The following is a 21,311-nucleotide window of genomic DNA, read 5'->3' as shown; positions in this document are numbered from 1 at the left end:
GCACACCGGACGGGGCCCACGCGTACCCGCACACCGACTAGGCTCACAGCCATGTCTCGCATCGACGGCCGCACGCCCGAACAGCTCCGCCCGGTCACCATCGAACGCGGATGGAGCAAGCACGCCGAGGGCTCCGTCCTCATCTCCTTCGGAGACACCAAGGTCTTCTGCACCGCCTCCTTCACCGAAGGCGTCCCGCGCTGGCGCAAGGGCAGCGGCGAAGGCTGGGTCACCTCCGAGTACTCGATGCTGCCCCGCTCCACCAACACCCGCGGCGACCGCGAATCCGTCCGCGGCAAGATCGGCGGCCGCACCCACGAGATCTCCCGCCTCATCGGCCGCTCGCTGCGCGCCGTCATCGACTACAAGGCCCTCGGCGAGAACACCATCGTCCTGGACTGCGACGTCCTCCAGGCCGACGGAGGCACCCGCACCGCCGCCATCACCGGCGCCTACGTCGCCCTCGCCGACGCCGTCGCCTGGGGCCAGAAGAAGAAGCTGATCAAGGCCGGCCGCAAGCCGCTCACCGGCACCGTCGCCGCCGTCAGCGTCGGCATCGTCGACGGCGTCCCGCTCCTCGACCTCTGCTACGAGGAGGACGTGCGCGCCGAGACCGACATGAACGTCGTCTGCACCGGCGACGGCCGCTTCGTCGAAGTCCAGGGCACCGCCGAGGGCGAACCCTTCGACCGCAAGGAACTCAACGCCCTCCTCGACCTCGCGGCCGGCGGCTGCGCCGACCTGGAAGCCCTCCAGCTCGGCGCCCTGGACCTCCAGGTCCCGTAGGTCGTGCCGTAGCCGCGGCAACCGCAGGACGCGGGCCCGCGTCCCACCAGGTACGGGCGCACGGTGTCACCACCGCGCGCCCGTCCACGCATCCGAGCCCTCGGGGGGACCCATGAAGCCGAACACGCCGAACACGCCGCGGAAGCCGAAACTGCGCATCGCCGCCGTCGCCCTGGCCGCAGCCCTCGCCGTCCCGGCCCTCACCTCCTGCGACACGATCGCCACCGCCATGGACTGCGCCAACACGGCCGTCGCGATAGCGGACAGCGTGGGCGACCTCCAGCAGGCCGTCTCCAACGCCGGCAACAGCATCCAGGACACCCAGAACGCGCTCGACCAGATCGACGCCAACATGAAGAAGATCAAGGACACGACGGGCAACGCCGACCTCGGCAAGGCCGTCGACTCCCTGAGCACGGCGGTCAAGAACGTCCGCACCGCTGTCGACAACGGCGACGCCACCCCCGACGTCAAGCCCGTCGCGGACGCCGCCGCCGAGATCTCCAAGGTCTGCACCCCGGGATAATGGACGCATGACCCGCCTGATCCTCGCGACCCGCAACGCGGGCAAAGTCACCGAGCTCCGCGCCATCCTGTCCGACGCCGGCCTGCCCCACGAGCTGGTCGGTGCGGACGCGTACCCCGAGATCCCCGACGTCCGGGAAACCGGCGTCACCTTCGCCGAGAACGCCCTCCTCAAGGCCCACGCCCTGGCCCGGGCCACCGGCCTGCCGGCGGTCGCGGACGACTCGGGCCTCTGCGTCGACGTCCTGAACGGCGCCCCCGGCATCTTCTCCGCCCGCTGGGCCGGCGCCCACGGCGACGACAAGGCCAACCTCGACCTCCTGCTGGCCCAGCTGGGCGACATCCCCTCCGAACACCGCGGCGCCCACTTCTTCTGCGCGGCCGCCCTGGCCCTGCCGGACGGCACCGAACGCGTCGTCGAGGGCCGCCTCCCCGGCAGCCTGCGCCACGCCCCGGCGGGCGGCGGCGGCTTCGGCTACGACCCGATCCTCCAGCCCCTCGGCGAAACCCGCACCTGCGCGGAACTGACGGCGGACGAGAAGAACGCGATCTCCCACCGCGGCCAGGCCTTCCGCGCCCTGGTCCCGGTAATCCGCGACCTGCTGGGCTGAGACCCGGATACGCCGAAGGCCCCGTACGCGATGCGCGTACGGGGCCTTCGTACCAGTGCGGTTGGGGGGACTCGAACCCCCACGGGTTTTACCCCACTGGGACCTAAACCCAGCGTGACTGCCAATTCCACCACAACCGCGACAGTTCGACCAATTCGGACGTTGGGTCCTGGTGGCCTCGCTCAGTCTACGACCGGGGAGGCCCCGAGGGCCACGAAGCCGTGTCGCCGCCTGCCGCATTAGGTGTCGGTGAGGGCGTGGCAATTGGGGCGCAGGTAACCGAGGTTGTCGAGCCAGTCAGCGTTCACCCGGCGACGGTTGACCTCGGGCCGGGTCAGATACCCAGGTCCTTGATGATCTTGGCGACGTGGCCGGTGGCCTTGACGTTGTAGAAGGCGTGTTCGACCTTGCCCTCCTCGTCCACGACCACCGTGGAGCGGATGACCCCGGTGACCGTCTTGCCGTACAGCTTCTTCTCGCCGAACGCGCCGTACGCCGTCAGGGTCTCCTTCTCCGGGTCCCCGACCAGGGTGACCTTCAGGTGCTCCTGCTCGCGGAACTTCGCGAGCTTCTCCGGCTTGTCCGGGGACACGCCGATGACGTCGTAGCCGGCCGTGGCCAGCGCGTCCAGGTTGTCCGTGAAGTCGCAGGCCTGCTTGGTGCAGCCCGGCGTCAGGGCCGCCGGGTAGAAGTACACGATCACCTTGCGCCCCTTGTGGTCGGCCAGCGAGACCTCGTTGCCGTCCGCGTCGGGCAGGGTGAAGGCGGGGGCGATGTCGCCCGGCTGGAGTCGCTCGCTCATGTCAGTGCTCTCCTCGGGAGGGGATCCGTACGGCATGAGCCTAAGCTGACTGAGCTGACAGACTGTCCATGACGGATCAAGCCCACACACGACGACGGAGGCAGCGCGGTGCCGGAAGCCAGGACCCCCGCACAGATCGAGGCGGACATCGTCCGCCGCCGTGAGCAGCTCGCCGAGACGCTCGACGAGATCGGCGTGCGCATGCACCCCAAGACGATCGTCGGGGACGCGAAGGCCAAGGTCGCCTCGACGGTGGACCACACGGCCGGACGGGCCGTCGTCGCGGTGAACCGGCTCGTCACCGACGTGAAGGACGGCCTGCGCCACGAGGACGGGGCGCCGCGCTTCGAGCGGATCGTGCCGGTCGCGCTGCTCGCGGCCGGGCTGGTCGGGCTGCTCGTGGTCTCCGCCCGCCGCAAGCGGTGAGCACCCTCCGGCTCACGGGGCGGGCCGGGGCAGGTAGGTTCGGGGCGTGAGCGAGAACACCACCCACGACAAGCTGCCCATCCGCATGCTCCACGACCGCGTGCTCGTGAAGTCCGACACGCCCGAGGGCGAGCGGCGCTCGGGCGGCGGCATCCTGATCCCGGCGACGGCCGCGGTGGGCAAGCGGCTCGCCTGGGCCGAGGTCGTCGCGGTCGGGCAGAACGTACGGAGCGTGGAGCCGGGCGACCGCGTGCTGTACGACCCCGAGGACCGTGCGGAGGTCGAGGTGGGCGGGGCGATGTACGTGCTGATGCGCGAGCGGGACCTGCACGCCGTGGCCGCGGAGCGGCTGGAGGGGTCGAAGGACTCCACCGGGCTGTACCTCTGAGACGTCCTGCGGAGACGGGCCGGTGACCGGGGTCACCGGCCCTTTTGCATGCCCCTTGCTACGGTGGAGGGGAACCCCCGACGAGACGCGCCGTACCGGGTAGCAGGACGCAAAGACGACGCACCCCGTTCCGCTCTCGTCCCGGAGGTGCCGTCATGGCCTGGGTTCTGCTCGTCTTCGCCGGTCTGCTGGAGGTCGGCTGGTCCGTCGGCATGAAGTTCACCGAGGGCTTCACCCGGCTGTGGCCGTCCCTGTTCACCGGCGCCGGAATCGTCGCCAGCATGGTGCTGCTGTCGTACGCGGCCAAGTCGCTGCCCATCGGTACGGCGTACGGCGTCTGGGTGGGCATCGGCGCCGCCGGGGCGGCCGTGCTCGGGATGGCGGTGCTGGGGGAGCCCGTCACCGCCGCCCGGATCTTCTTCATCTGCCTGCTGCTGGTCGCGGTGGTGGGGCTGAAGGCCACGTCCGGGCACTGACCCCGCTGCTTGACCCCGCTCATTCGAGGAAGCGGGCGGGCGGGCGGCGCCCCTGGGTGGTGCCGCCCTGGGTCTGGTCGCCGGTGGTCTGGCCGCCCGTGGGCCGGCCGCCGGTGGTTTCGCCGCCGGTGGTCTGGCCCCCGTTCGTCTGACCCCCGGTGGTCTGGCCGCCCTGGGTCTGGCCCCCGTCGGTCTGGCCTGCGTTCGTGTCGCCGCCGTTGGTCCGGCCGCCGTTGTCCTGGCCGCCCTGCGTCTGGCCGCCGTTGTCCTGCCCGCCCTGGGTCTGGCCGCCGTTCGGCGGGGCCGGCGGGGTGGGCGGGCCCGGCGGGGTCGGCCGGTCGGGGCGCTGCCAGGGCGGGCGGCTGCCCTCGGGCTGCTCGGGGGTGCTGGGCTGGACGGGCGGTGGCGGTGGCGGCGGGGGCTGGGCCGCGCCCGGCTGGAGTTCCAGGTCGAAGTCCTCGGGGTCGGTGGCCTCCAGGGCGGTCTTCGTGTAGGCGGCCCAGATCCGGGCCGGGTAGCCGCCGCCGCCGATGCGGGCCTCGCCCAGCGCTCCGTACAGGGACTGGAGCGTGCCGGTGTCGGGGTCCTGGCCCATGACCGAGACGACCGTGACCAGGTCCGGGGTGTACGCCGCGAACCAGGCCGCGCGGTCCAGCTCGGCGGTGCCCGTCTTGCCGGCCGCGGGGTGGCCGGCCGCGAGGGCCTGCGTGCCGGTGCCGTTGTCCACGACGCTGACCAGCATGGACGTGGTGGTGTCGGCGGCCTCCCGGCTGATGGCCTGGCGCGGGTCGCGGTTCGGGAGGGGGATGGTTTCGTCGTCCTTGGAGATCTTCTCCAGGAAGGTGTAGGGGGTGTACCGGCCGTGGTCGGCCAGTGTGGCGTAGGCCTGGGTCATGTCGAGGACGCTGGCCTGCAGGGTGCCGAGGGCCATGGCGGGGCCGACGACGAAGTTCGGGGTGTTCTCGGGGATGCCGAGGTCGATGGCGGTCCGCTTGACCTTCTCGGTGCCGACGTCGACGACCATCTGGGCGAAGACGGCGTTGACGGAGAGGTCGGTGGCGGTGGTGACGGTGATGTCCCCGTACGACTGCTGCCCCTCGTTCTCGGGGGCGTAGGGGATCCGGGTGCCGGTGACGCGGCGCCTGTTGTCGCCGTTGTAGACCGTGTTCGGGGTGATCCGGCGGCCGTCCTGGGTGCGGGAGTCGTTCTGGACGGCCGAGGCGAAGACGAACGGCTTGAAGGTGGAGGCGACCTGGTAGTCGTGCCGGGTCGCGTTGTTGACGTACTGCTTGGTGTAATCGATGCCGCCGTAGAGGGCGACGACCTTGCCGGTGGCCGGGTCGATGGAGGCGCCGCCGGCGCGCACCAGGCGGTCCGCGGGGCGTGCGGCCGGGTCGAGTTCGTCGACCAGCTGCTTCTGGACGGCGTCGGTGAAGGCGTTCTGGCGGCGCTTGTCGATGGTGGTGGTGATCCGGTAGCCGCCTTCGGCGAGGGTCTTGTCGTCGAGGATCTTGTATTCGCCGATGTAGTCCTTGACGGCTTCGACGAGGTAGCCGCGCTGCCCGGAGAGGCCGGCGGCCGGGCGGACCTTGCCCGGTTCGGGGAAGCGCACGGCGGTGCGTTCGCCGGCCGTCATCCACTTCTTCTTGACCATGCCGTCGAGCACGTAGTTCCAGCGGGCGAGGGCGCGGTCGCGGCTGCGGGGGTGGGAGACGACGTCGAAGGCGCTGGGGGAGTTGAGGAGGGTGGCGAGGTAGGCGCCTTCGGCGGTGGTGAGGTTGCTGACGTCCTTGCCGTAGTAGGCCTGGGCGGCGGCCTGGATGCCGTAGGCGTTGCGGCCGAAGTAGCTGGTGTTCAGGTATCCCTCGAGGATGTAGTCCTTCGACTTCTCGCGGCCGAGTTTGATCGCGATGAAGAACTCCTTGACCTTCCGGTTGATCGTCTGTTCCTGGCCCAGGTAGTAGTTCTTGACGTACTGCTGGGTGATGGTCGACCCGGACTGGGTGCCCTTGCCGGTCGCCGTGTTCCAGGCGGCGCGGACCATCGCCTTGGGGTCGACCGCCCGTTCGGAGTAGAAGTCCCGGTCCTCCGCGGCCAGTACGGCTTCCTGGACGCTCCGGGGGATCTGCGACAGGGGGACGTTGACGCGGTTGACCTCGCCGTCGCGGGCGAGCGGGGAGCCGTCGGCGTAGAGGTAGACGTTGGACTGGGCGGTGGCGGCCGCGTTGGCCGGGGGGATGTCGACCAGCAGGTAGCCGGCGACGAGCGCGCCGCCGACCAGCAGTGCGAGCAGCAGCAGGGTGCCCAGGACCGTGCGCCAGGGGGGCAGGAAGCGGCGCCATCCGGTGCGGCGGGGCCTGGCGGGCGATCCGGGGCGGGGCGCGTGCGCGCCCGGGGGGTGGTGGCGCGGGGTGTCCGGGTCGCGAGGGGGCCAGCCCGGTGGTGGTGACTGGTCGCTCATCGCCGGGGCTCCTCGTGGGCGTGCGAAATATCCACATCCGTACCTCATGGTGTCTACCCGACGGCCGGTGATTCCGCTCCGGACGGGCATAAAACGGTCGCGTGGCTCGCCCCTCCGCACTAAGCTCGCGCGCTTTGGCCGACGTAGGAACGACGTGGGGTTCGGAGGGATACGGTGCGTCAGAGAGGTGACCCGGGGGCGGTATCGGGGGAGGGGCCGGGCGGGGTCCCGGGGGAGGCGTCGCGCGGGGGGCCGGCGTCCGGCAGGTGCCCGCACCGGCACGGCGGCGGCGGACCGCGGCTCTACCTGGCGGTCGCGGCCGGCGGGTTCCGCCGCTACGCCACCTACGGGACGGCGACCGCGGCCGGGGTGTTCACCAACACCGTCTTCGGCTTCATCGTCGCGTACACCTACATCGCGCTGTGGGACGAGCGGCCGGGCCTCGGTGGCTACGACCAGGCCCAGGCGGTCACCTTCGTGTGGGTCAGCCAGTCCCTCCTCGCGGCCGGCGCCCTCCTCGGCGGCGGCTTCCAGGACGAGCTCCAGGAACGCGTCCGTACGGGTGACATCGCGGTCGACCTGTACCGCCCGGCGGACCTCCAGCTGTGGTGGCTCGCGGCCGACCTGGGCCGGTCGGGATTCCAGCTCCTCGGGCGCGGAGTGGTGCCGCTGGCCGCCGGGGCGCTGGCGTTCCGGCTGGCGCTGCCGGCGGATCCGCTGCGCTGGCTGCTGTTCCTGGCGTCGGTGGTGCTCGGGCTGGTGGTCAGCTTCGCGATGCGCTACCTGCTGGGGCTCGCGGCCTTCTGGCTGATGGACGGGGCCGGGATCAACATGGTGGCCCACGTCGTCACCATCTTCTTCTCGGGGATGCTGCTGCCGCTGACGGTGTTCCCCGGCGGCTTCGGCGACGCGGTGCGGGTGCTGCCGTGGGCGGCGATGCTCCAGGTGCCGATGGACGTCCTGCTCGGCACGCACGCGGGGGCCGGGAACGCCGCCCGGGCGCTGGGGTTCCAGATCTGCTGGGCGCTGGTCCTGCTGGGGGCCGGGCGGCTGGTGCAGTCGGCGGCGACGCGGAAGGTGGTGGTCCAGGGTGGCTGAGGCGGCTGTCACGCGGCCGGAGGCGGGGAACCCGGGGGCGGGGAGTGCCGCTGCCCGGCGGGCGGACGCGGCGGACGCGGCGGACGCGGCGGAGGTGCGGCGGGGCGGCCGGGTCCGGGAGGGGCTGCGCGGGTACGGGCTGATCGTGATGATGTGGGTCCGGTCGACGATGACCTACCGGACCTCGTTCCTGCTGGCCACCGTCGCGAACGCAGCCATCGCGCTGCTCGACTTCGTCGCCGTCGCCATCATGTTCTCGCACGTGGACGCCCTGGGCGGGTTCACCCTGCCCGAGATCGCCCTGCTGTACGGATCCTGCTCGGCGTCCCTGGCCCTGGCCGACCTGTTCCTCGGCAACACCGACCGGATCGGCGCGCGGATCCGCGACGGCTCGCTCGACACCATGCTGGTGCGCCCCGTCCCGGTGCTCGCCCAGGTCGCGGCGGACCGGTTCGCGCTGCGCCGGCTGGGCCGGATCGTGCAGGCGCTGGGGGTGCTGTGCTGGGCGCTCTCGGTGCTGGACGTGGACTGGACGGCCGGGAAGGTGCTGCTGGTGCCGGTGATGGTCCTGGCTGGGGCGGGGATCTTCGGGGCGGTGCTGGTGGCCGGCGCGGCCTTCCAGTTCGTGGCCGGGGACGCGGCGGAGGTGCAGAACTCCTTCACGTACGGGGGCTGCGCCATGCTCCAGTACCCGCCGACGGTGTTCGCGCGGGACCTGCTGCGCGGGGTGACCTTCGTCGTCCCGCTGGCCTTCGTCAACTGGCTGCCCGCGCTGTACGTGCTGGGGCGGCCCGATCCGCTGGGGCTGCCGGGGTGGGCCGCGTTCCTGGTGGCCTTCGCTGTGTTCCTGCCCGCGTCGCTGGCGTGGCGCGCGGGAGTCCGTTCGTACCGAAGCACGGGGAGCTAGTCGTGGCCGATGCACTCATCTCTTTGGACGGGGTCGAGAAGGTCTTCGCCGTACGCCGCCGGGTGGGGCTGATGCGCAGGGAGAAACGCGAGGTCAGGGCGGTGGACGGGATCAGCTTCGAGGTCGCACGGGGTGAGGTGGTCGGCTACATCGGGCCCAACGGGGCGGGCAAGTCCACCACCATCAAGATGCTGACCGGGATCCTCACCCCGAGCGGCGGCCGGCTGCGCGTCGCGGGCATCGACCCGTCGCGGGAGCGGATGCGGCTCGCGCACCGGATCGGCGTGGTGTTCGGGCAGCGCACGACGCTGTGGTGGGACCTGCCGCTGAAGGACTCGTACGGGCTGATGCGCCGGATGTACCGGATCCCGGCGGCGCGCTTCGCGGAGAACCTGGAGCGCTGCGTGGACCGCCTCGACCTGGCCGAGCTGCTCGACGTACCGGTACGGCAGTTGTCGTTGGGGCAGCGGATGCGCGGGGACATCGCGGCGGCGCTGCTGCACGATCCGGAGGTGCTGTACCTGGACGAGCCGACGATCGGGCTGGACGTGGTCAGCAAGGCGAAGGTACGGGGTTTCCTGCGGCAGTTGAACGAGGAGCTCGGCACCACGGTGCTGCTGACCACCCACGACCTCCAGGACATCGAGCAGTTGTGCGAGCGGGTGATGGTGATCGACCACGGGCGGCTGGTGTACGACGGGGCGCTGGGCGGGCTGCACTCCCTGGGCGAGGGGGAGCGGACGCTGGTGGTGGACTTGGAACGCGAGCTCGCGCCGCTCGAGGTGGAGGGGGCGCGGGTGGTGAAGGTGGAGGGGCCGCGGCAGTGGCTGGCGTTCCCGGCGGGGGAGTCGGCGGCGCCGCTGGTGGCGGCGGTGGCGGCCCGGTACCCGCTGCTGGACCTGTCGGTGCGGGATCCGGACATCGAGGACGTGATCGCCCGGATGTACGCGGGGCGGGGGTGAGGGCCGGGAGGGTAGGGGGAAATCAGGGTCGGGGCCGGGGTGGCGGATGCCGTCTCTGCATAGGGTGGTCCGCATGAGTGACGAGCGGCCGGAGATGCCGTTGCCGGGGAAGTCGTTGCCGGAGGATTCGTTGCCGGAGGAGAAGGCGCTGTCGGGGGAGGTGGCGTCGCAGGAGGTGGCGTCGCAGGAGCCCCCGCGGGCGCCCGCGTTGAGGGCGTCGGACGCCGACCGCGAGGCGGTGGTGGACCGGTTGCGGGACGCCGTGGCCGAGGGCCGGCTCGACATGGAGGAGTTCGAGGAGCGGCTGGAGGCGGTGTACGCGTCCCGTACGTACGCGGAGCTGGAACCGCTGACCCGCGACCTGCCGGCGCCGCCCCCTTCCGCCGCCCCGGTTCCTTCTTCGTCCGCTTCTTCCGGTCCTTCGGCTGCGGCCGCCGCCTCGGCCTGGCGCGGCAGGATCGGCGGTACGGGGACCTCGGCGACGGGCGTCGCCGTCATGTCGCGCTTCCAGCGCAAGGGCCGTTGGACGGTGCCCGCCCGCTTCAACGCGGTGGCCGTCTGGGGAGGGGGTGAGCTGGACCTGCGGGAGGCGGACTTCGCGGAGGGTGAGGTCGTCATCACCTGCGTGGCCGTCATGGGCGGCATCGAGATCACGGTCCCGCCGGGCGTGGAGGTCGACGTACGGGGCATCGGCGTCATGGGCGCCTTCGACCCGGGCGACTCCCCGGGGAGCCGGCCGGAGCCGGGGGCCCCGCGGGTCGTCGTGAACGGCCTCGCGCTGTGGGGCGGGGTCGCGGTGAAGGTGAAGCCGCCGAAGGGGTCGAAGGAGCTGAAGGGGCTGAAGGCCCCGGAGGGGCCGGAGCGGCTGGACGGAGGGACGGCCCGCAAGGAGCTGTAAGAGAGCTGTGGCGGGACCGGCGGCGCGCCGGGAACTCCTCGGACCTCCCGGGAGTCGGATGCTATGCAGACAAAACCGGCCATCGGGGGAAGGGCAGGAGCAGCACGTGAACAGCCAAGACGGGGTGCGGGTCGCCCCACCACCCGCCCGGGGCGCGTTCGTCTTCAGCGCGGCGGACGAGGAGCGCCGCCGCGGGGTCCGCCGGATGAAGACCACTGCGACGGGGTTGCTGATCCTGGTCGCGCTGGTCTACGTACTGGCCACGATCGCGCAGAAGGCATGGGGGGCCGGTGCATGGGCCGGCTACGTCGCCGCCGCGGCCGAGGCCGGCATGGTCGGCGCGCTCGCGGACTGGTTCGCCGTCACCGCCCTCTTCAAGCGGCCGCTGGGCCTGCCCATTCCGCACACGGCGATCATCCCGACCAAGAAGGACCAGCTCGGCGTCTCCCTCGGGGAGTTCGTCGGGGAGAACTTCCTCTCCGCGGACGTGGTGCGCGCCCGGCTGCACGCGCTCGGCATCGGCGGGCGGCTCGGCGCCTGGCTGGCCGAGCCCGCACACGCCGACCGGGTCACGGCGGAGCTGGCCACGGCGCTGCGCGGGGCCCTGACCGTGCTGCGCGACGCCGATGTGCAGGCCGTGGTGGGCGAGGCGATCACGCGGCGGGCGGAGGCGGTGGAGATCGCCCCGGGCATCGGCAAGACCCTGGAACGGGTCGTCGCCGACGGGGGCCACCACCGTGCCGTCGACCTCGTCTGTGCGAAGGCCCACGACTGGCTGGTCACCCACGGGGACTCGGTGATGGACGCGGTCCAGGGCGGCGCGCCCGGCTGGACGCCGCGCTTCGTGGACCGCAAGGTCGGCGAGCGGGTGTACAAGGAGCTGCTGCGCTTCGTCACGGAGATGCGGGACATGCCCGGTCACCCGGCGCGCTCGGCGGTGGACCGCTTCCTGCGCGACTTCGCGGCCGACCTCCAGTCGGACACGGAGACGCGGGCGCGGGTGGAGCGGCTGAAGTCGGAGATACTGGCGCGCGACGAGATCCAGGACGTGATCGCCTCGGCGTGGTCCGCGATCCGTACGATGATCATCGCGACGGCGGAGGACGAGCAGAGCGAGCTGCGGCTGCGCGTACGCGCTTCTCTGATCTCCCTGGGCTCGCGGCTGGCGACGGACGGCCGGCTCCAGGCGAAGGTGGAGGGCTGGATCGAGGGGGCGGTGGTGTACGTGGTCACCACCTACCGGACGGAGATCACCTCGCTGATCACGGACACGGTGGCGGCCTGGGACGCGGAGCACACCTCGCGCAAGATCGAGGCCCACATCGGCCGCGACCTCCAGTTCATCCGCATCAACGGCACGGTGGTGGGCGCGCTGGCGGGCCTGCTGATCTACTCGGTCTCGCGGGTGCTGGGGGGGTAGGGGGCGCCATGCGCTCCACTGCGCGGGGGCGCTGCCTCCCCGCGAGGTGCGGGGCCGGGGCGGTGGTTGACCGGCTGCCTTGCCTGGTGTGGGTGGGTGGGTGGGGGCTGGGTGCGTGGCGTGGTGGTTGCCGGCCCGCGCCTGGGCCCGGATGGTGCCCGGGGCAACGGGAGGCCCTGGGAGCTGCCCGCGCTGTGGGGCGGGATGCCGGGTGGGCGGAGTACCGGCGGGCCTGCCTCACAGCTGGTTTGGGGGTTTCCCGGCAGTCCCATCGTCATTCCGTGTCGGGCCGGCCCGTCAAGGGCGCTCCCTTCGGTCGCGTCGCTTCGCGATGGCCTTCGGCCACCCTTGACCGGCCGTCCCGCCCCGGAAAGCCGAAAGACTGCCGGGAAGCCCCCGAAAGAACGGTCACGGGGGAGGAGAGGCAGGAGCGGGTGTCTCAGGGACGAGGCGAGGGGCCAGGGGTCATGACCCCCTCCCGGTTCCCGGGGCGATGTCCGGCGCCCAGGACCGGGGGCCGGGCCCAACCCGCACCGAACAGCGACCACAGCAGCCCAGCAAGCACCCAAGCGCGACAGATCGCCACGCGCTCCTCGCATCTCAGCGACTGACGGCCGCCTGGGGCCGCGACCTGCACCAAATGACGACATGGAGCCCGTCCGGCAGCAACGGACGCGGCAGATCGCTACGCGCTTCTCCCCGAGGGCGTCCGGCGGCAGGCTGGGGCTGGTACCTGCACCAAACGGTGATCAGGGGCCCATCCGGGATCGACAGGCGCATGAGATCGCTACCCGCTCCTCATGTCGCGGCGTGCGACGCCAGTCTGGGGCCGGTCTGGGGGTTCAGGCCGCTGGCGAAGACGCATTCCGGGCTGCGCCCGAGGGACCTCCGGCCCCGCGGCCTGCCGCGCGGTTCCGGCTGAGGGCCGGGTCTGCGCGCAGCCGGCTTCAGCGGAACCGGCGTCTGACGGGGGGATCCGGGGGCGGGCCTCCGGGTACGGCCCGCAGGCGCACGACCGCGCCGCCACTTCCAGCCTCGCCGGCGTTTGAGGCGTGGGGTCTGGGGCGGAGCCCCAGGGCTCTTCAGCCCCGCTGGCGTTTGAGGCGCGGGTCCGGGGCGTCGGGTCGTGTTTTGAGCCTCGCCGGCGTTTGAGGCGCGGGTCCGGGCAGCGCCCGGGGAACGGTGGAAGGGCGGGTAGGGGACCGCTCCGCGCAGCGGCACATCCGCAACCCCCGAACCGCACCCGGCAGCGGTCGGCGCACCCGCAGCGGCCGGTGCGCCACCCCCCCCGGAGGACCGGTCAGGTCCGGTCCGACACCGCCCATGCCGCGGCCGCCACGACCCCCGCGGCCCCGACCACGGCCGGCCAGGCGCCGACCTTCTTCGCCAGCGGGTGCGCCCCCGCGAAGCCGGCGAGGTACAGCGCGCCCAGCCCGGCCGCCGCGGGCACACCGCCCCGCTTGTGCCACTCCCGCCCGGCCACCAGCCCGGCGGCGCCGAGCACGACACCGCCCAGCGGCCGCTTCTTGGTCCAGCGGGCGACGGCGTAACCGCCGACCAGCCCTGCCGCCGCCACCGCGGAACTCGGTACCCGAGCCATCTCGAACTCCCTCGTACGTCGTGTTTTCCGATGATCCGACCCCCACAAACCTAACGCGGGCCCCTCGACGCCCGCCGGACCCCCACCGCCCCGAGCACGAGCACCGCGCCGCCGACCACGGCGTCCGGCACCGCCTCCCGCACCGCCCGCGGCAACAGGGCGACGACCCCGAGGACGAGGAGGAAGGCGAGCACGCACCGTCCCGTGGCCCGCAGCAATATGTCCGTGTTCACGGGTTGCTCAACGCCCCACTCCGGCCCACGACACGGACGATGCGGAGGCGATTTGTCGCACACTCTCCGTTTCTGTGCACCGCCGCTCCGTGGAACCCCTTGGGCGTAGATTCGGTCTTCCAGGGGGAAACCCGCCCAACTCACCGCCACCGGGAGCCGACGCCGTGATCTCCTACGGACGAACCGTCCTGGACCTTGCGCACGAACTGGTCGACGCCTACGCCGACGTCTTCTCCGCCCCGCCGTGGAGCGAAGGTGAAGAAACCATTCGCCAGTTCTCGACGCGGCTGCAGACGGACGTCCGGCGCCCGGGGTTCCGTATGGCCTTCGCCCAGTCCGCGACCGGCGTCGACGGCTTCGCCACCGCCTGGCTGACCCCGTCCCCCTTCCCGCAGCACCGCGCGTACCCCCAGGTCGCCGCCCAGCTCGGCTCCGACCGGGTACGGGAGCTGCTCGTCGGGGCGCTGGAGATCGACGAGCTCGCCGTACGGGCCTACGCGCGCGGCCGCGGCACCGGCCGGGCCCTGCTCGCGGAGATCACCGAGGACGCTCCACAGGGGCGGGCCTGGCTGCTGACCTCGCGGCTGGCCCGGGACACGGTGGCCACGTACCGGCGCCTGGGCTGGCACGAGGTACCGGCGCTCCCCGGCACCCAGACGGGCGTGGTCGTCTTCCTGTCCCCGGACCACCCGGGCCGCCCCAACTAGACGGGACGCGGAACGGGCATACCCGGGCCATGATCACGCCCGGAACCGCCAAAGTGGCCCGCCGCCAGCTCGGCCTCGCCACCCGCCACCAGCTCATCACCGCCGCCGGTGTCCCCGACGCCACCGTCACCTCCCGCACCCGCCCCGGCGGGCCGTGGCAGCGCCTGCTGCCCCGGGTCTACCTCCTGCAGACCGGCCCGCCGGACCAGCGCCAGCGGGCCCTTGCCGCCGTCCTCTACGCCGCCGAACCCTCCGCCGACCCGCTCTCCGGCGAGACCGCCGCCCTCACCGGCGCCGCCGCCCTCTCCCTCCTCGGCATCCGCGACACCCCGCCCACCCCGGCCGACGTGCTGGTCCGCGCCCCGCGCCGGCTCACCGGCACCCCGGAGGTGCGGCCCCTGACGACCTCCCGCTGGCCGCGCACCATCACCGTCGCGGGCGTCCCCAGCGCCCGCCCGGTCCGGGCCGCCGCCGACTTCGCCGCCCGCCCGGGGGCCGACGCGCACCCCGACCGGATCCGCTCCGTGCTGGCCCAGGTGGTGCAGGCCGGCTGGTGCCACCCGCACGACCTCCACGCCGAACTCCGCGCCTCCCGCCTGCTGGCCCGCCCCGCCGTCCGCGCCGCGGCGGCGGAACTCCTTGCCGGGGTCCGCTCGGTGGCCGAGGCCCGGGCCCGCGACGCCCTCACCGGCACCGGCCTCCCGACCCCGCTGTGGAACGCCCGCCTCTACACCCCGGACGGCACCTTCCTGGCCAGCCCGGACGCCTACTGGCCCGACGAGGGCGTGGCCCTGGAGATCGACTCGGCGGAGTACCACTACACCCGGGACGCCTGGCACGCCACCCTCCGCCGCCGGCTCCGCCTGGAGGCCCACGGCATCCTGGTGGTCAGCGCGACCCCGTCGATGATCCGCGACACCCCGACCGAAGTCATCGCAGCCCTCCGCACCCTCCTGACCCTCACCACCCCCCGCCCCACCCCACCCACAGCCCAAGCCCGCGGCCACCAACAGCTCGTGCTACCTATGGAGTTGTAACGGGGAATGCCGCCAGAACCCACCCCGGAGTGCTAACGGATCGCCTCACGTTGAATGGTTTTCCCAGTCGCCTCTTCCACGAGCTGGATGACGATCTCAAGACGCTCGTCGAGGAACAGCGTGTAGTTGTCCGTCAGGAGACCGCCTGCTGCACGACTCGCGATGGCATGGGACGCCAGGACATCGGCTAGCCGCTGTTCGCCGTAAGCTGTTTTCATCTTCTCGATGTAGGCGCTTGGGGCGTGGCTCGCGATTATGCGATTCGTCTCTGCGTCGATGAGTGAGCGATTGAGCATCAACTCGGAGCTCTCCGCTGCTGCTTGCCTGGCCAGGTAGGCTTTCGGGAAGATGTGGTGAGACTCTGCCTCGAGTGCACGCGTCGCTGTCATGCTCTGCCCGGTATGGAAATCGGCGGCCCTATTCTTGACGAGCAGGCAGATGAGCCCCGAGTACAACGCCTTCCGGCGCACGGTCGCCGTGCGCAAGGTTGCTGCGGTGATGGGTAGATCATTGATGACTTCAGGCGCCTCTGCATCGGCTGCTGTGATCCATCTGGAGAGACGGGAATAGTCAGCCCCCATCTGGCTGTTGGCGCCTTGATCGTAGTTGGTGGTGAAAATGCTTGCCCAGAAGAACTGCTGAAGTCGGCGCAGTGCCTGGGACCGCTCCAGTGGCTTCAGTTCCTTCTGTTTGTCCCACACGGCCGCCATGGGGGTAAGGAGCATTCCATACGGAAGCCATTTGTGGGACACGACGCCACAGTCCGATTGGATCATGTCGATCACGCCCGCGAAGCCGGCAGTCGCGCTTTCCCAGTGCGTTTTGATGTCTTCGCCGGTCAGCTTCTTGAGTACATCCGACCGCTGCGCACTCCCTCGAACACGTAGGCAGATTGCCTGGAGTACGTTGTATGGGTCGATCCGGAACTCTTTCAGTGCCCTGTGATTTGCCTCGGCCTCGTCCCAAAGGTCTCGGAGATTGACCCCCTGGGGGAAGAAACGCGCGGTCAACAGCTCGAAGGGGCCGAGCGGCTTTCCCGTTCGGTTCAGCGTCTCGAAGATGGTGCAGACGGCGTCCATCGAGGTCGAACTGGGAAGCGTGAGAACAGGAAGGCCGTAAGTCTTCAGCGGACTGATGTACTTGTCGCGCATTTCCCTGTAGAGGCTCTTGGCCTCCCTTGCGGTGAGAGGGAGGCTCGGATCATCGCCTATGGCGTCCGCGTAGTCGTCCAGCCAGTCATCGAACTGGTGAACTTCGGCGATGGGAAGGTGAGAGCGGGTCAGTGTCTGACTGCGGCGGCCTGCCTTTACGATGGCAGGCATGGAGAAGATCGCCTTCTCGAAATCGATATCCGGTACCTCGCGCACAGTACGCGACGGAATGTCTACGAACTCGTCGACCTTGACGTAGTAGCGCTCGTCGCCTGACCCCGTCAGCGCCTGATAGAGGGAGGTGAGCCGCTGCTGCCCGTCAAGAACGAGCGTGGACGGAGGGTTGTTGGATGAGGACGGGGCGCCGTCGAAACTGCGGCTGGCGAAGGCCTGCCCTTCACCCTGCTCCCAAAAAAGAAGCGTACCTACCGGATAGCGGGACATGATGGACCCCAGAAGCTCCGCCGTGCGTGTGGAATCCCATACGAAGTCGCGCTGAAAATCAGGGAGGGCGATCTCCCGGCTTTGGATTCGGGTCACAATATTCAGAACCTGAAGTGGGTTGGTCTGAAAAATCGGGTCCGACTCGTATGTGCTGGTCATGGTTCCTTCACGACAGGGACGATGTGCTGGCTGGGCCGGAGGCCAGTGCTACTCGCTGTTTCCGTGGCATTCCGTGTACGGCTTGTCCGAGGTGCACCAGCAGGGGGAGGTGGGGGTGGGGGGCCAGGGGGTGGCTTTGCCTCGGGCCGCCAGGGTGGTGGCGTATTCCGGGAGGAGGGCCGGGGAGGCCGGGGAGGTCTTCTCCGAGGCCGCGAAGGCCTCGTACGAGGGGACGCTGCCCGTGACGATGCCGAGGTTGGTGGTGCCCGAGGCGGCCAGGGCGCGGAGGGAGGATTCCACGCGGGCGAGATGGGCCTCGTGGGAGGGGTACTCCGCCGCGAGGGTGGGGTAGCTCGTCAGGAGCTCGGCCAGTTCGCGCTGGGGCCAGTGGAGGATCGCCACCGGGAAGGGGCGGGAGAGCGCGGCTCGGCGGTCGCCCAGTTCGGCGCGCAGGCGGGCGATCTCGGCGCGGAGTTCGGCCGGGTCGTCGGAGCCCAGGGCCCAGATGCGCTTGGGGTCGTGGAGCTCGTCCAGCGGGATCGGGCCGATGTGGCGGGTGTCGGCGACCATGTCCCAGTCGTCGTGGGGGAGGGCGAGGAGCCGGCGTACCCGGTGGCGGCCCGTCAGGAGGGCGGTGGTGGCCCGGGTGAGGGGGGCGGACTCCGGGATCAGGAGGGTGGCCGCCTCCGTGAAGCACTCGTGCGCGGCCTCCAGCTCGTCGTGCGCCTCCAGGGCCTCGGCGATGACCTCCCAGGGCGCCGGGTCCTCGGGAGCGGCCGCGCGGATGCCGGAGATCAGGGCGCGGGCCTCGGCCTCGTGGCCGTACTCCCACAGGTTCGCGGCCTGGAGGGCCTTGATCAGGTGGGGGTTGGCGGGGGCGGAGGCCAGGAGCCGGTCGTACAGGGCGCTCGCGCGGTCCCGGGCGTCGGCCAGTTCGAGGTGGGCCGCGGCCTGGAGGAGCAGGGGCTCCTGGTCCTCGGGGTAGCGGGACGCCGTGCGGATGAGGCGCTCGGCTTCGGCGATGTGCTCGGCAGGCGTGTCGGGGCGCATGGTTCACACCGTACTGCTGCTGGTCAGTTGAGGGGGGAGGTCTTAGGGTGCGGCCCGTGCGGGAGCGCGTGCGGGTGGTGGTGCAGGGGGGCGGCCGGCGGGGGCGTCGGGCCGGTCTCGCGGGGCTGCTGTGGGTGGGTGCCGAGGCGATCACCACGCTGGGGGTGGTGGTGGCGTTGCTGGTGGTGCACCAGGTGTGGTGGACGAACCGGCAGGCCGTGGCAGCCGCGCAGGAGCGGGTCCGGGCGCTGGAGGAGGGGTGGGGCGGGCCGGCGGGTGGGGCTCCGGTCGTCGTCGAGGGGGATTCGAGCGGGGGTGGCCCCTCCGGTGATCCGGTGCCGGGGGAATCGCGGGCCGCTCCGCCGGGCGGGCCTTCCGCGGGCCCCTCGGGCGGGCCTTCCGCCCTGCCTCCTGCCGGGGCCCCGGCGAGGTCCGCGCCGCCGAGGTCCCCGGCACGGGCGGCTCCGGCGCGCGACGAGGCGTACGCGGTGCTGCGCATTCCGCGGCTCGGGCTCGCCGTGCCGGTCGCGGAGGGGGTCGACAAGCGGGCGGTGCTGGACAAGGGGTACGCCGGCCACTACCCCGGCACCGGGCAGCCCGGCACGCAGGGGAACTTCGCGCTGGCCGGGCACCGCAACACCCACGGGGAGCCGTTCCGGTACCTGAACCGGCTGCGGGAGGGGGACGAGCTGTACGTCGACGTGCGGGGACGGCGGTACGTGTACGCGGTGGGGAAGGTGCTGGGGGAGACGAGCGCGGGGGACGTGGGGGTCATCGCGCCGGTGCCGCGCAGTGCGGTCAAACCCGGGTACGGGTACGGCGCGGCCGGCTCGTACATCACGCTGACGACGTGCACGCCCGAGTACACCTCCCGGTACCGGCTGGTGGTGTGGGGGACCCTCAAGACCGTTGTCGGTGGCGCCCGTTAGTATCGGTCGTGAGTTCCCGTACGGGTGAGGAAGGGGGTGGGGCGGATGTCGGCTCGGCGCGTCGGTGCCGGTGTGCGGTCCTCCTCCGTGCTGTCCTTCCTCGGTTCCTCGCGGGCCGCCCGGCTGCTCGTCGCGCTGCTGCTGCTCGGCGGGTTCCTCGGGATGGTGTCGGGGGAGGCGGGGCTGGCCGCCGGTGTGGTCGTCCTGGCCGCCGCCGTCGCCATGGGGGCCGCCGCGCTGGCCGCGTGCCTCGTACGGCCCGTGCCGCCCCACCGAATACGCACCGCGATCCGTGATCGCGAGCAGCGCACGGCGTTCCTGCCGCAGCGCGATCCCGACGCCTCGGGCCGGTCGCGGCCCAGGGCGCCCGGCCGTCTCGTCCTGACGGCCGCGTAGGGGCGCGCAGTACCTGCTGCCTTCTGCTGAACGATCACTGTTGTCGCCCCTCGCGGGTCGTCACGCCGAAACGCACCTTTTTCGACGTGTGACGAGACCCCTCGGAGGGCCCGCGTGTCCGTTTTCACTGATCTTGTCGTCGAGCTGGGCCGGCTCCTGGAGCCGGTGCTGGCCGAGTCCGCGACCGCTGCCGCGATCGTGCTGTTCACCGTCCTCGTACGGCTCGCCCTGTACCCGCTGGGCCGGGCCGCGTTCCGGGCGGCGACGCCGACGGCCGGCTGCCTGCCCATGCTGTTGCAACTGCCGGTGTTCTTCCTGATGTACCGGTCCTTCTCCTCGGGCGGCGAGCTGATGGAGCACCGGCTCCTCGCCGCGCCGCTCGGTGCCCACTGGACGGGGGCGCTGGAGGAGGGCGGCCCGTTCGGGGCGCAGGGCCTGGTGTTCCTCGGCCTGTTCGCGGCGATCGCGGCGGTGGCCGCCTGGAGCGCGGTACGGGGGCGGCGCGCCGCCGCGGCCGCACCGGCCGTGCCCGTCGGCCTGCCCGCGAGCGCGCAGCGCGGGCGCGCCGCCGCGGCCGCGCCGAGCCCCGAGCAGCTGGCGGCGATGCGCAAGCTGGGCGGCGTACTGCCCCTGCTGTCGTTCGGGACGCTGATCACGGCGGCCGTGGTCCCGCTGGCCGCGGGGCTGTACCTGCTGACCACCACCGCCTGGTCGGTCGCGGAGCGCGCCTGGCTCCAGCACCGCAGGGACAGGGGCGCAGCCGGGAGCGGAGTGGGGGACGGAGCCGGGCGTTCCAGTCTGTGAACAGGGTCTTGCGGATTGGTCGGACTTCTTGGAGGATCAGCCAATCCTCCGATGGCCGCAACCCATCGGCCGGCTCGTGCCGCCATGCCCGCCCCTTCGGCATGCCCACGGGCCGACCACCCACGACCACGGGAGAATGCCCATGAAGCTGCTGCGTGTCGGACCCGTCGGGTCGGAGCGCCCCGCGCTCCTCGGCCAGGACGGGACCCTGCGGGACCTGTCCGGCGTGATCACGGATGTGGACGGCGCCCTGCTGTCCGACGAGTCCGTGCTGTCCCGGGTGCGGGAGGCCGCGGCGGGCGGCGAGCTGCCGGTCCTGGACGCGGAAGGGCTGCGGATCGGGCCCCCGGTCGGCCGCATCGGCAAGGTCGTGGGCATCGGGCTGAACTACTTCGGGCACGCGGCCGAGATCGGCGCGGAGCCGCCGGCCGAACCGATCCTCTTCCTGAAGGCCGCGGACACCGTGGTCGGCCCCGACGACACCGTGCTCATCCCGCGCGGCAGCGTGAAGACCGACTGGGAGGCCGAGCTCGGCGTCGTCATCGGCAGCACCGCCCGCTACCTGTCCTCCGCCGAGGAGGGCCTCGCGCACGTCGCCGGCTACACGCTGGTCAACGACGTCTCGGAGCGCGAGTTCCAGATCGAGCGCGGCGGCACCTGGGACAAGGGCAAGAACTGCGAGACCTTCACCCCGCTCGGCCCCTGGCTGGTCACGACCGACGAGGTCCCGGACCCGCAGGTCCTGGACGTGAAACTGTGGGTCAACGGCGAGCTGAAGCAGGACGGCAACACCTCGGACCAGATCTTCCCGGTGGGTGAGGTCGTCCGGTACCTGAGCCAGTTCATGACCCTGTATCCGGGCGATGTCATCGTCACCGGCACCCCGGCGGGCGTGGCCATGGGCCAGCCGGAGCCGAAGCCGTACCTGCGGGCGGGCGACGTCGTGGAGCTGGAGATCGAGAAGCTCGGGCGGCAGCGCCAGGAGTTCAAGAGCGCGTAGTCGTAGAGCGAGAGGAGGGGCGGGCCGCCCGTGCGGCCCGC

General features: G+C 71.7%; 23 protein-coding genes, 1 tRNA gene and 1 riboswitch. Of the genes, 17 read left to right on the top strand and 7 right to left on the bottom strand.

Annotated features, from left to right (window positions below; all coding sequences use genetic code 11):
• Positions 1 to 51: 51 nt before the first annotated feature.
• The 3 genes from rph to rdgB all read left to right on the top strand — a co-directional run bounded on the left by rph (position 52) and on the right by rdgB (position 1,922).
• Positions 52 to 786, top strand: coding sequence for a ribonuclease PH (rph, locus tag ACZ501_RS04640; RefSeq protein ID WP_361597624.1), 735 nt, complete (start codon positions 52 to 54; stop codon positions 784 to 786).
• A gap of 112 nt (positions 787 to 898) precedes the next feature.
• A complete protein-coding gene (locus tag ACZ501_RS04635) occupies positions 899 to 1,312 on the top strand; it encodes a hypothetical protein (protein ID WP_468792492.1) in 414 nt (137 codons plus the stop codon).
• Between the two features lie 7 nt (positions 1,313 to 1,319).
• Positions 1,320 to 1,922, top strand: a complete 603-nt coding sequence (gene rdgB, locus ACZ501_RS04630) for an RdgB/HAM1 family non-canonical purine NTP pyrophosphatase (protein WP_468792490.1) — start codon at positions 1,320 to 1,322, stop codon at positions 1,920 to 1,922.
• Positions 1,923 to 1,978: 56 nt separating this feature from the next.
• On the opposite strand, the gene ACZ501_RS04625 is transcribed toward rdgB, so the two are convergent.
• Positions 1,979 to 2,062 (bottom strand) — tRNA-Leu (locus tag ACZ501_RS04625).
• Positions 2,063 to 2,256: 194 nt separating this feature from the next.
• On the bottom strand, positions 2,257 to 2,724 hold the full coding sequence (gene bcp / locus ACZ501_RS04620; protein ID WP_361597615.1) for a thioredoxin-dependent thiol peroxidase: 468 nt from the start codon (positions 2,722 to 2,724) through the stop codon (positions 2,257 to 2,259).
• A gap of 108 nt (positions 2,725 to 2,832) precedes the next feature.
• Here bcp and ACZ501_RS04615 point away from each other — a divergent pair, with 108 nt between their 5' ends.
• The 3 genes from ACZ501_RS04615 (at position 2,833) to ACZ501_RS04605 (ending at position 4,014) form a co-directional block, all read left to right on the top strand.
• Positions 2,833 to 3,150, top strand: coding sequence for a DUF3618 domain-containing protein (locus tag ACZ501_RS04615; protein WP_361597612.1), 318 nt, complete (start codon positions 2,833 to 2,835; stop codon positions 3,148 to 3,150).
• 46 nt (positions 3,151 to 3,196) lie between these two features.
• Positions 3,197 to 3,538: a GroES family chaperonin gene (locus ACZ501_RS04610; protein WP_361597609.1), complete on the top strand. Its 342-nt coding sequence runs from the start codon at positions 3,197 to 3,199 to the stop codon at positions 3,536 to 3,538.
• 46 nt (positions 3,539 to 3,584) lie between these two features.
• Positions 3,585 to 3,663: riboswitch (guanidine-III (ykkC-III) riboswitch) on the top strand.
• Positions 3,664 to 3,693: 30 nt separating this feature from the next.
• Positions 3,694 to 4,014, top strand: coding sequence for a DMT family transporter (locus tag ACZ501_RS04605; protein WP_361597606.1), 321 nt, complete (start codon positions 3,694 to 3,696; stop codon positions 4,012 to 4,014).
• Between the two features lie 19 nt (positions 4,015 to 4,033).
• On the opposite strand, the gene ACZ501_RS04600 is transcribed toward ACZ501_RS04605, so the two are convergent.
• Complete coding sequence (locus tag ACZ501_RS04600) at positions 4,034 to 6,475, bottom strand: transglycosylase domain-containing protein (protein WP_468792487.1); 2,442 nt, start codon at positions 6,473 to 6,475, stop codon at positions 4,034 to 4,036.
• A 306-nt stretch (positions 6,476 to 6,781) separates the two neighbouring features.
• Between ACZ501_RS04600 and ACZ501_RS04595 the strand changes: the two genes are divergently transcribed.
• The 5 genes from ACZ501_RS04595 (at position 6,782) to ACZ501_RS04575 (ending at position 11,760) form a co-directional block, all read left to right on the top strand.
• Positions 6,782 to 7,573 (top strand): ABC transporter permease, encoded by a 792-nt coding sequence (locus ACZ501_RS04595; protein ID WP_361597684.1) that lies wholly within the window; start codon positions 6,782 to 6,784, stop codon positions 7,571 to 7,573.
• Positions 7,566 to 8,480, top strand: a complete 915-nt coding sequence (locus ACZ501_RS04590) for an ABC transporter permease (RefSeq protein WP_468792485.1) — start codon at positions 7,566 to 7,568, stop codon at positions 8,478 to 8,480. The genes ACZ501_RS04595 and ACZ501_RS04590 overlap by 8 nt, the downstream gene beginning before the upstream one ends.
• 2 nt (positions 8,481 to 8,482) lie before the next feature.
• The gene (locus ACZ501_RS04585) at positions 8,483 to 9,442 is read left to right on the top strand and encodes an ABC transporter ATP-binding protein (protein ID WP_361597600.1); all 960 of its coding nucleotides are present in this window, start codon (positions 8,483 to 8,485) and stop codon (positions 9,440 to 9,442) included.
• A 73-nt stretch (positions 9,443 to 9,515) separates the two neighbouring features.
• Positions 9,516 to 10,340, top strand: coding sequence for a DUF1707 SHOCT-like domain-containing protein (locus ACZ501_RS04580; protein WP_468792482.1), 825 nt, complete (start codon positions 9,516 to 9,518; stop codon positions 10,338 to 10,340).
• Positions 10,341 to 10,545: 205 nt separating this feature from the next.
• Positions 10,546 to 11,760: a DUF445 domain-containing protein gene (locus tag ACZ501_RS04575; protein WP_361597678.1), complete on the top strand. Its 1,215-nt coding sequence runs from the start codon at positions 10,546 to 10,548 to the stop codon at positions 11,758 to 11,760.
• 1,300 nt (positions 11,761 to 13,060) lie between these two features.
• On the opposite strand, the gene ACZ501_RS04570 is transcribed toward ACZ501_RS04575, so the two are convergent.
• Positions 13,061 to 13,360 (bottom strand): hypothetical protein, encoded by a 300-nt coding sequence (locus ACZ501_RS04570; RefSeq protein ID WP_361597594.1) that lies wholly within the window; start codon positions 13,358 to 13,360, stop codon positions 13,061 to 13,063.
• Between the two features lie 50 nt (positions 13,361 to 13,410).
• Positions 13,411 to 13,593, bottom strand: a complete 183-nt coding sequence (locus tag ACZ501_RS04565; RefSeq protein WP_362462072.1) for a hypothetical protein — start codon at positions 13,591 to 13,593, stop codon at positions 13,411 to 13,413.
• A 164-nt stretch (positions 13,594 to 13,757) separates the two neighbouring features.
• Here ACZ501_RS04565 and ACZ501_RS04560 point away from each other — a divergent pair, with 164 nt between their 5' ends.
• Both ACZ501_RS04560 and ACZ501_RS04555 read left to right on the top strand, forming a co-directional pair.
• Positions 13,758 to 14,300: a GNAT family N-acetyltransferase gene (locus ACZ501_RS04560; RefSeq protein WP_468792479.1), complete on the top strand. Its 543-nt coding sequence runs from the start codon at positions 13,758 to 13,760 to the stop codon at positions 14,298 to 14,300.
• 29 nt (positions 14,301 to 14,329) lie between these two features.
• Complete coding sequence (locus tag ACZ501_RS04555; RefSeq protein WP_468792477.1) at positions 14,330 to 15,337, top strand: hypothetical protein; 1,008 nt, start codon at positions 14,330 to 14,332, stop codon at positions 15,335 to 15,337.
• A 32-nt stretch (positions 15,338 to 15,369) separates the two neighbouring features.
• Here ACZ501_RS04555 and ACZ501_RS04550 read toward each other — a convergent pair whose 3' ends face one another.
• Positions 15,370 to 17,091, bottom strand: coding sequence for a GmrSD restriction endonuclease domain-containing protein (locus ACZ501_RS04550; RefSeq protein ID WP_468792474.1), 1,722 nt, complete (start codon positions 17,089 to 17,091; stop codon positions 15,370 to 15,372).
• A gap of 48 nt (positions 17,092 to 17,139) precedes the next feature.
• A complete protein-coding gene (locus ACZ501_RS04545; protein WP_468792472.1) occupies positions 17,140 to 18,141 on the bottom strand; it encodes a hypothetical protein in 1,002 nt (333 codons plus the stop codon).
• Between the two features lie 56 nt (positions 18,142 to 18,197).
• On the opposite strand from ACZ501_RS04545, the gene ACZ501_RS04540 reads away from it, so the two are divergent.
• The 4 genes from ACZ501_RS04540 (at position 18,198) to ACZ501_RS04525 (ending at position 21,270) form a co-directional block, all read left to right on the top strand.
• A complete protein-coding gene (locus tag ACZ501_RS04540; RefSeq protein ID WP_468792469.1) occupies positions 18,198 to 19,070 on the top strand; it encodes a class E sortase in 873 nt (290 codons plus the stop codon).
• 45 nt (positions 19,071 to 19,115) lie between these two features.
• Complete coding sequence (locus ACZ501_RS04535) at positions 19,116 to 19,466, top strand: DUF6412 domain-containing protein (protein WP_468792466.1); 351 nt, start codon at positions 19,116 to 19,118, stop codon at positions 19,464 to 19,466.
• A 114-nt stretch (positions 19,467 to 19,580) separates the two neighbouring features.
• Positions 19,581 to 20,270, top strand: coding sequence for a YidC/Oxa1 family membrane protein insertase (locus ACZ501_RS04530; protein ID WP_468792464.1), 690 nt, complete (start codon positions 19,581 to 19,583; stop codon positions 20,268 to 20,270).
• A gap of 142 nt (positions 20,271 to 20,412) precedes the next feature.
• Complete coding sequence (locus ACZ501_RS04525; RefSeq protein ID WP_468792461.1) at positions 20,413 to 21,270, top strand: fumarylacetoacetate hydrolase family protein; 858 nt, start codon at positions 20,413 to 20,415, stop codon at positions 21,268 to 21,270.
• Positions 21,271 to 21,311: the final 41 nt, after the last annotated feature.

The organism is Streptomyces sp. NPDC034085, assembly GCF_055575555.1.
Note: the sequence above shows the minus strand (reverse complement) of the source record. Positions and strands in the feature narration are given on the sequence as shown.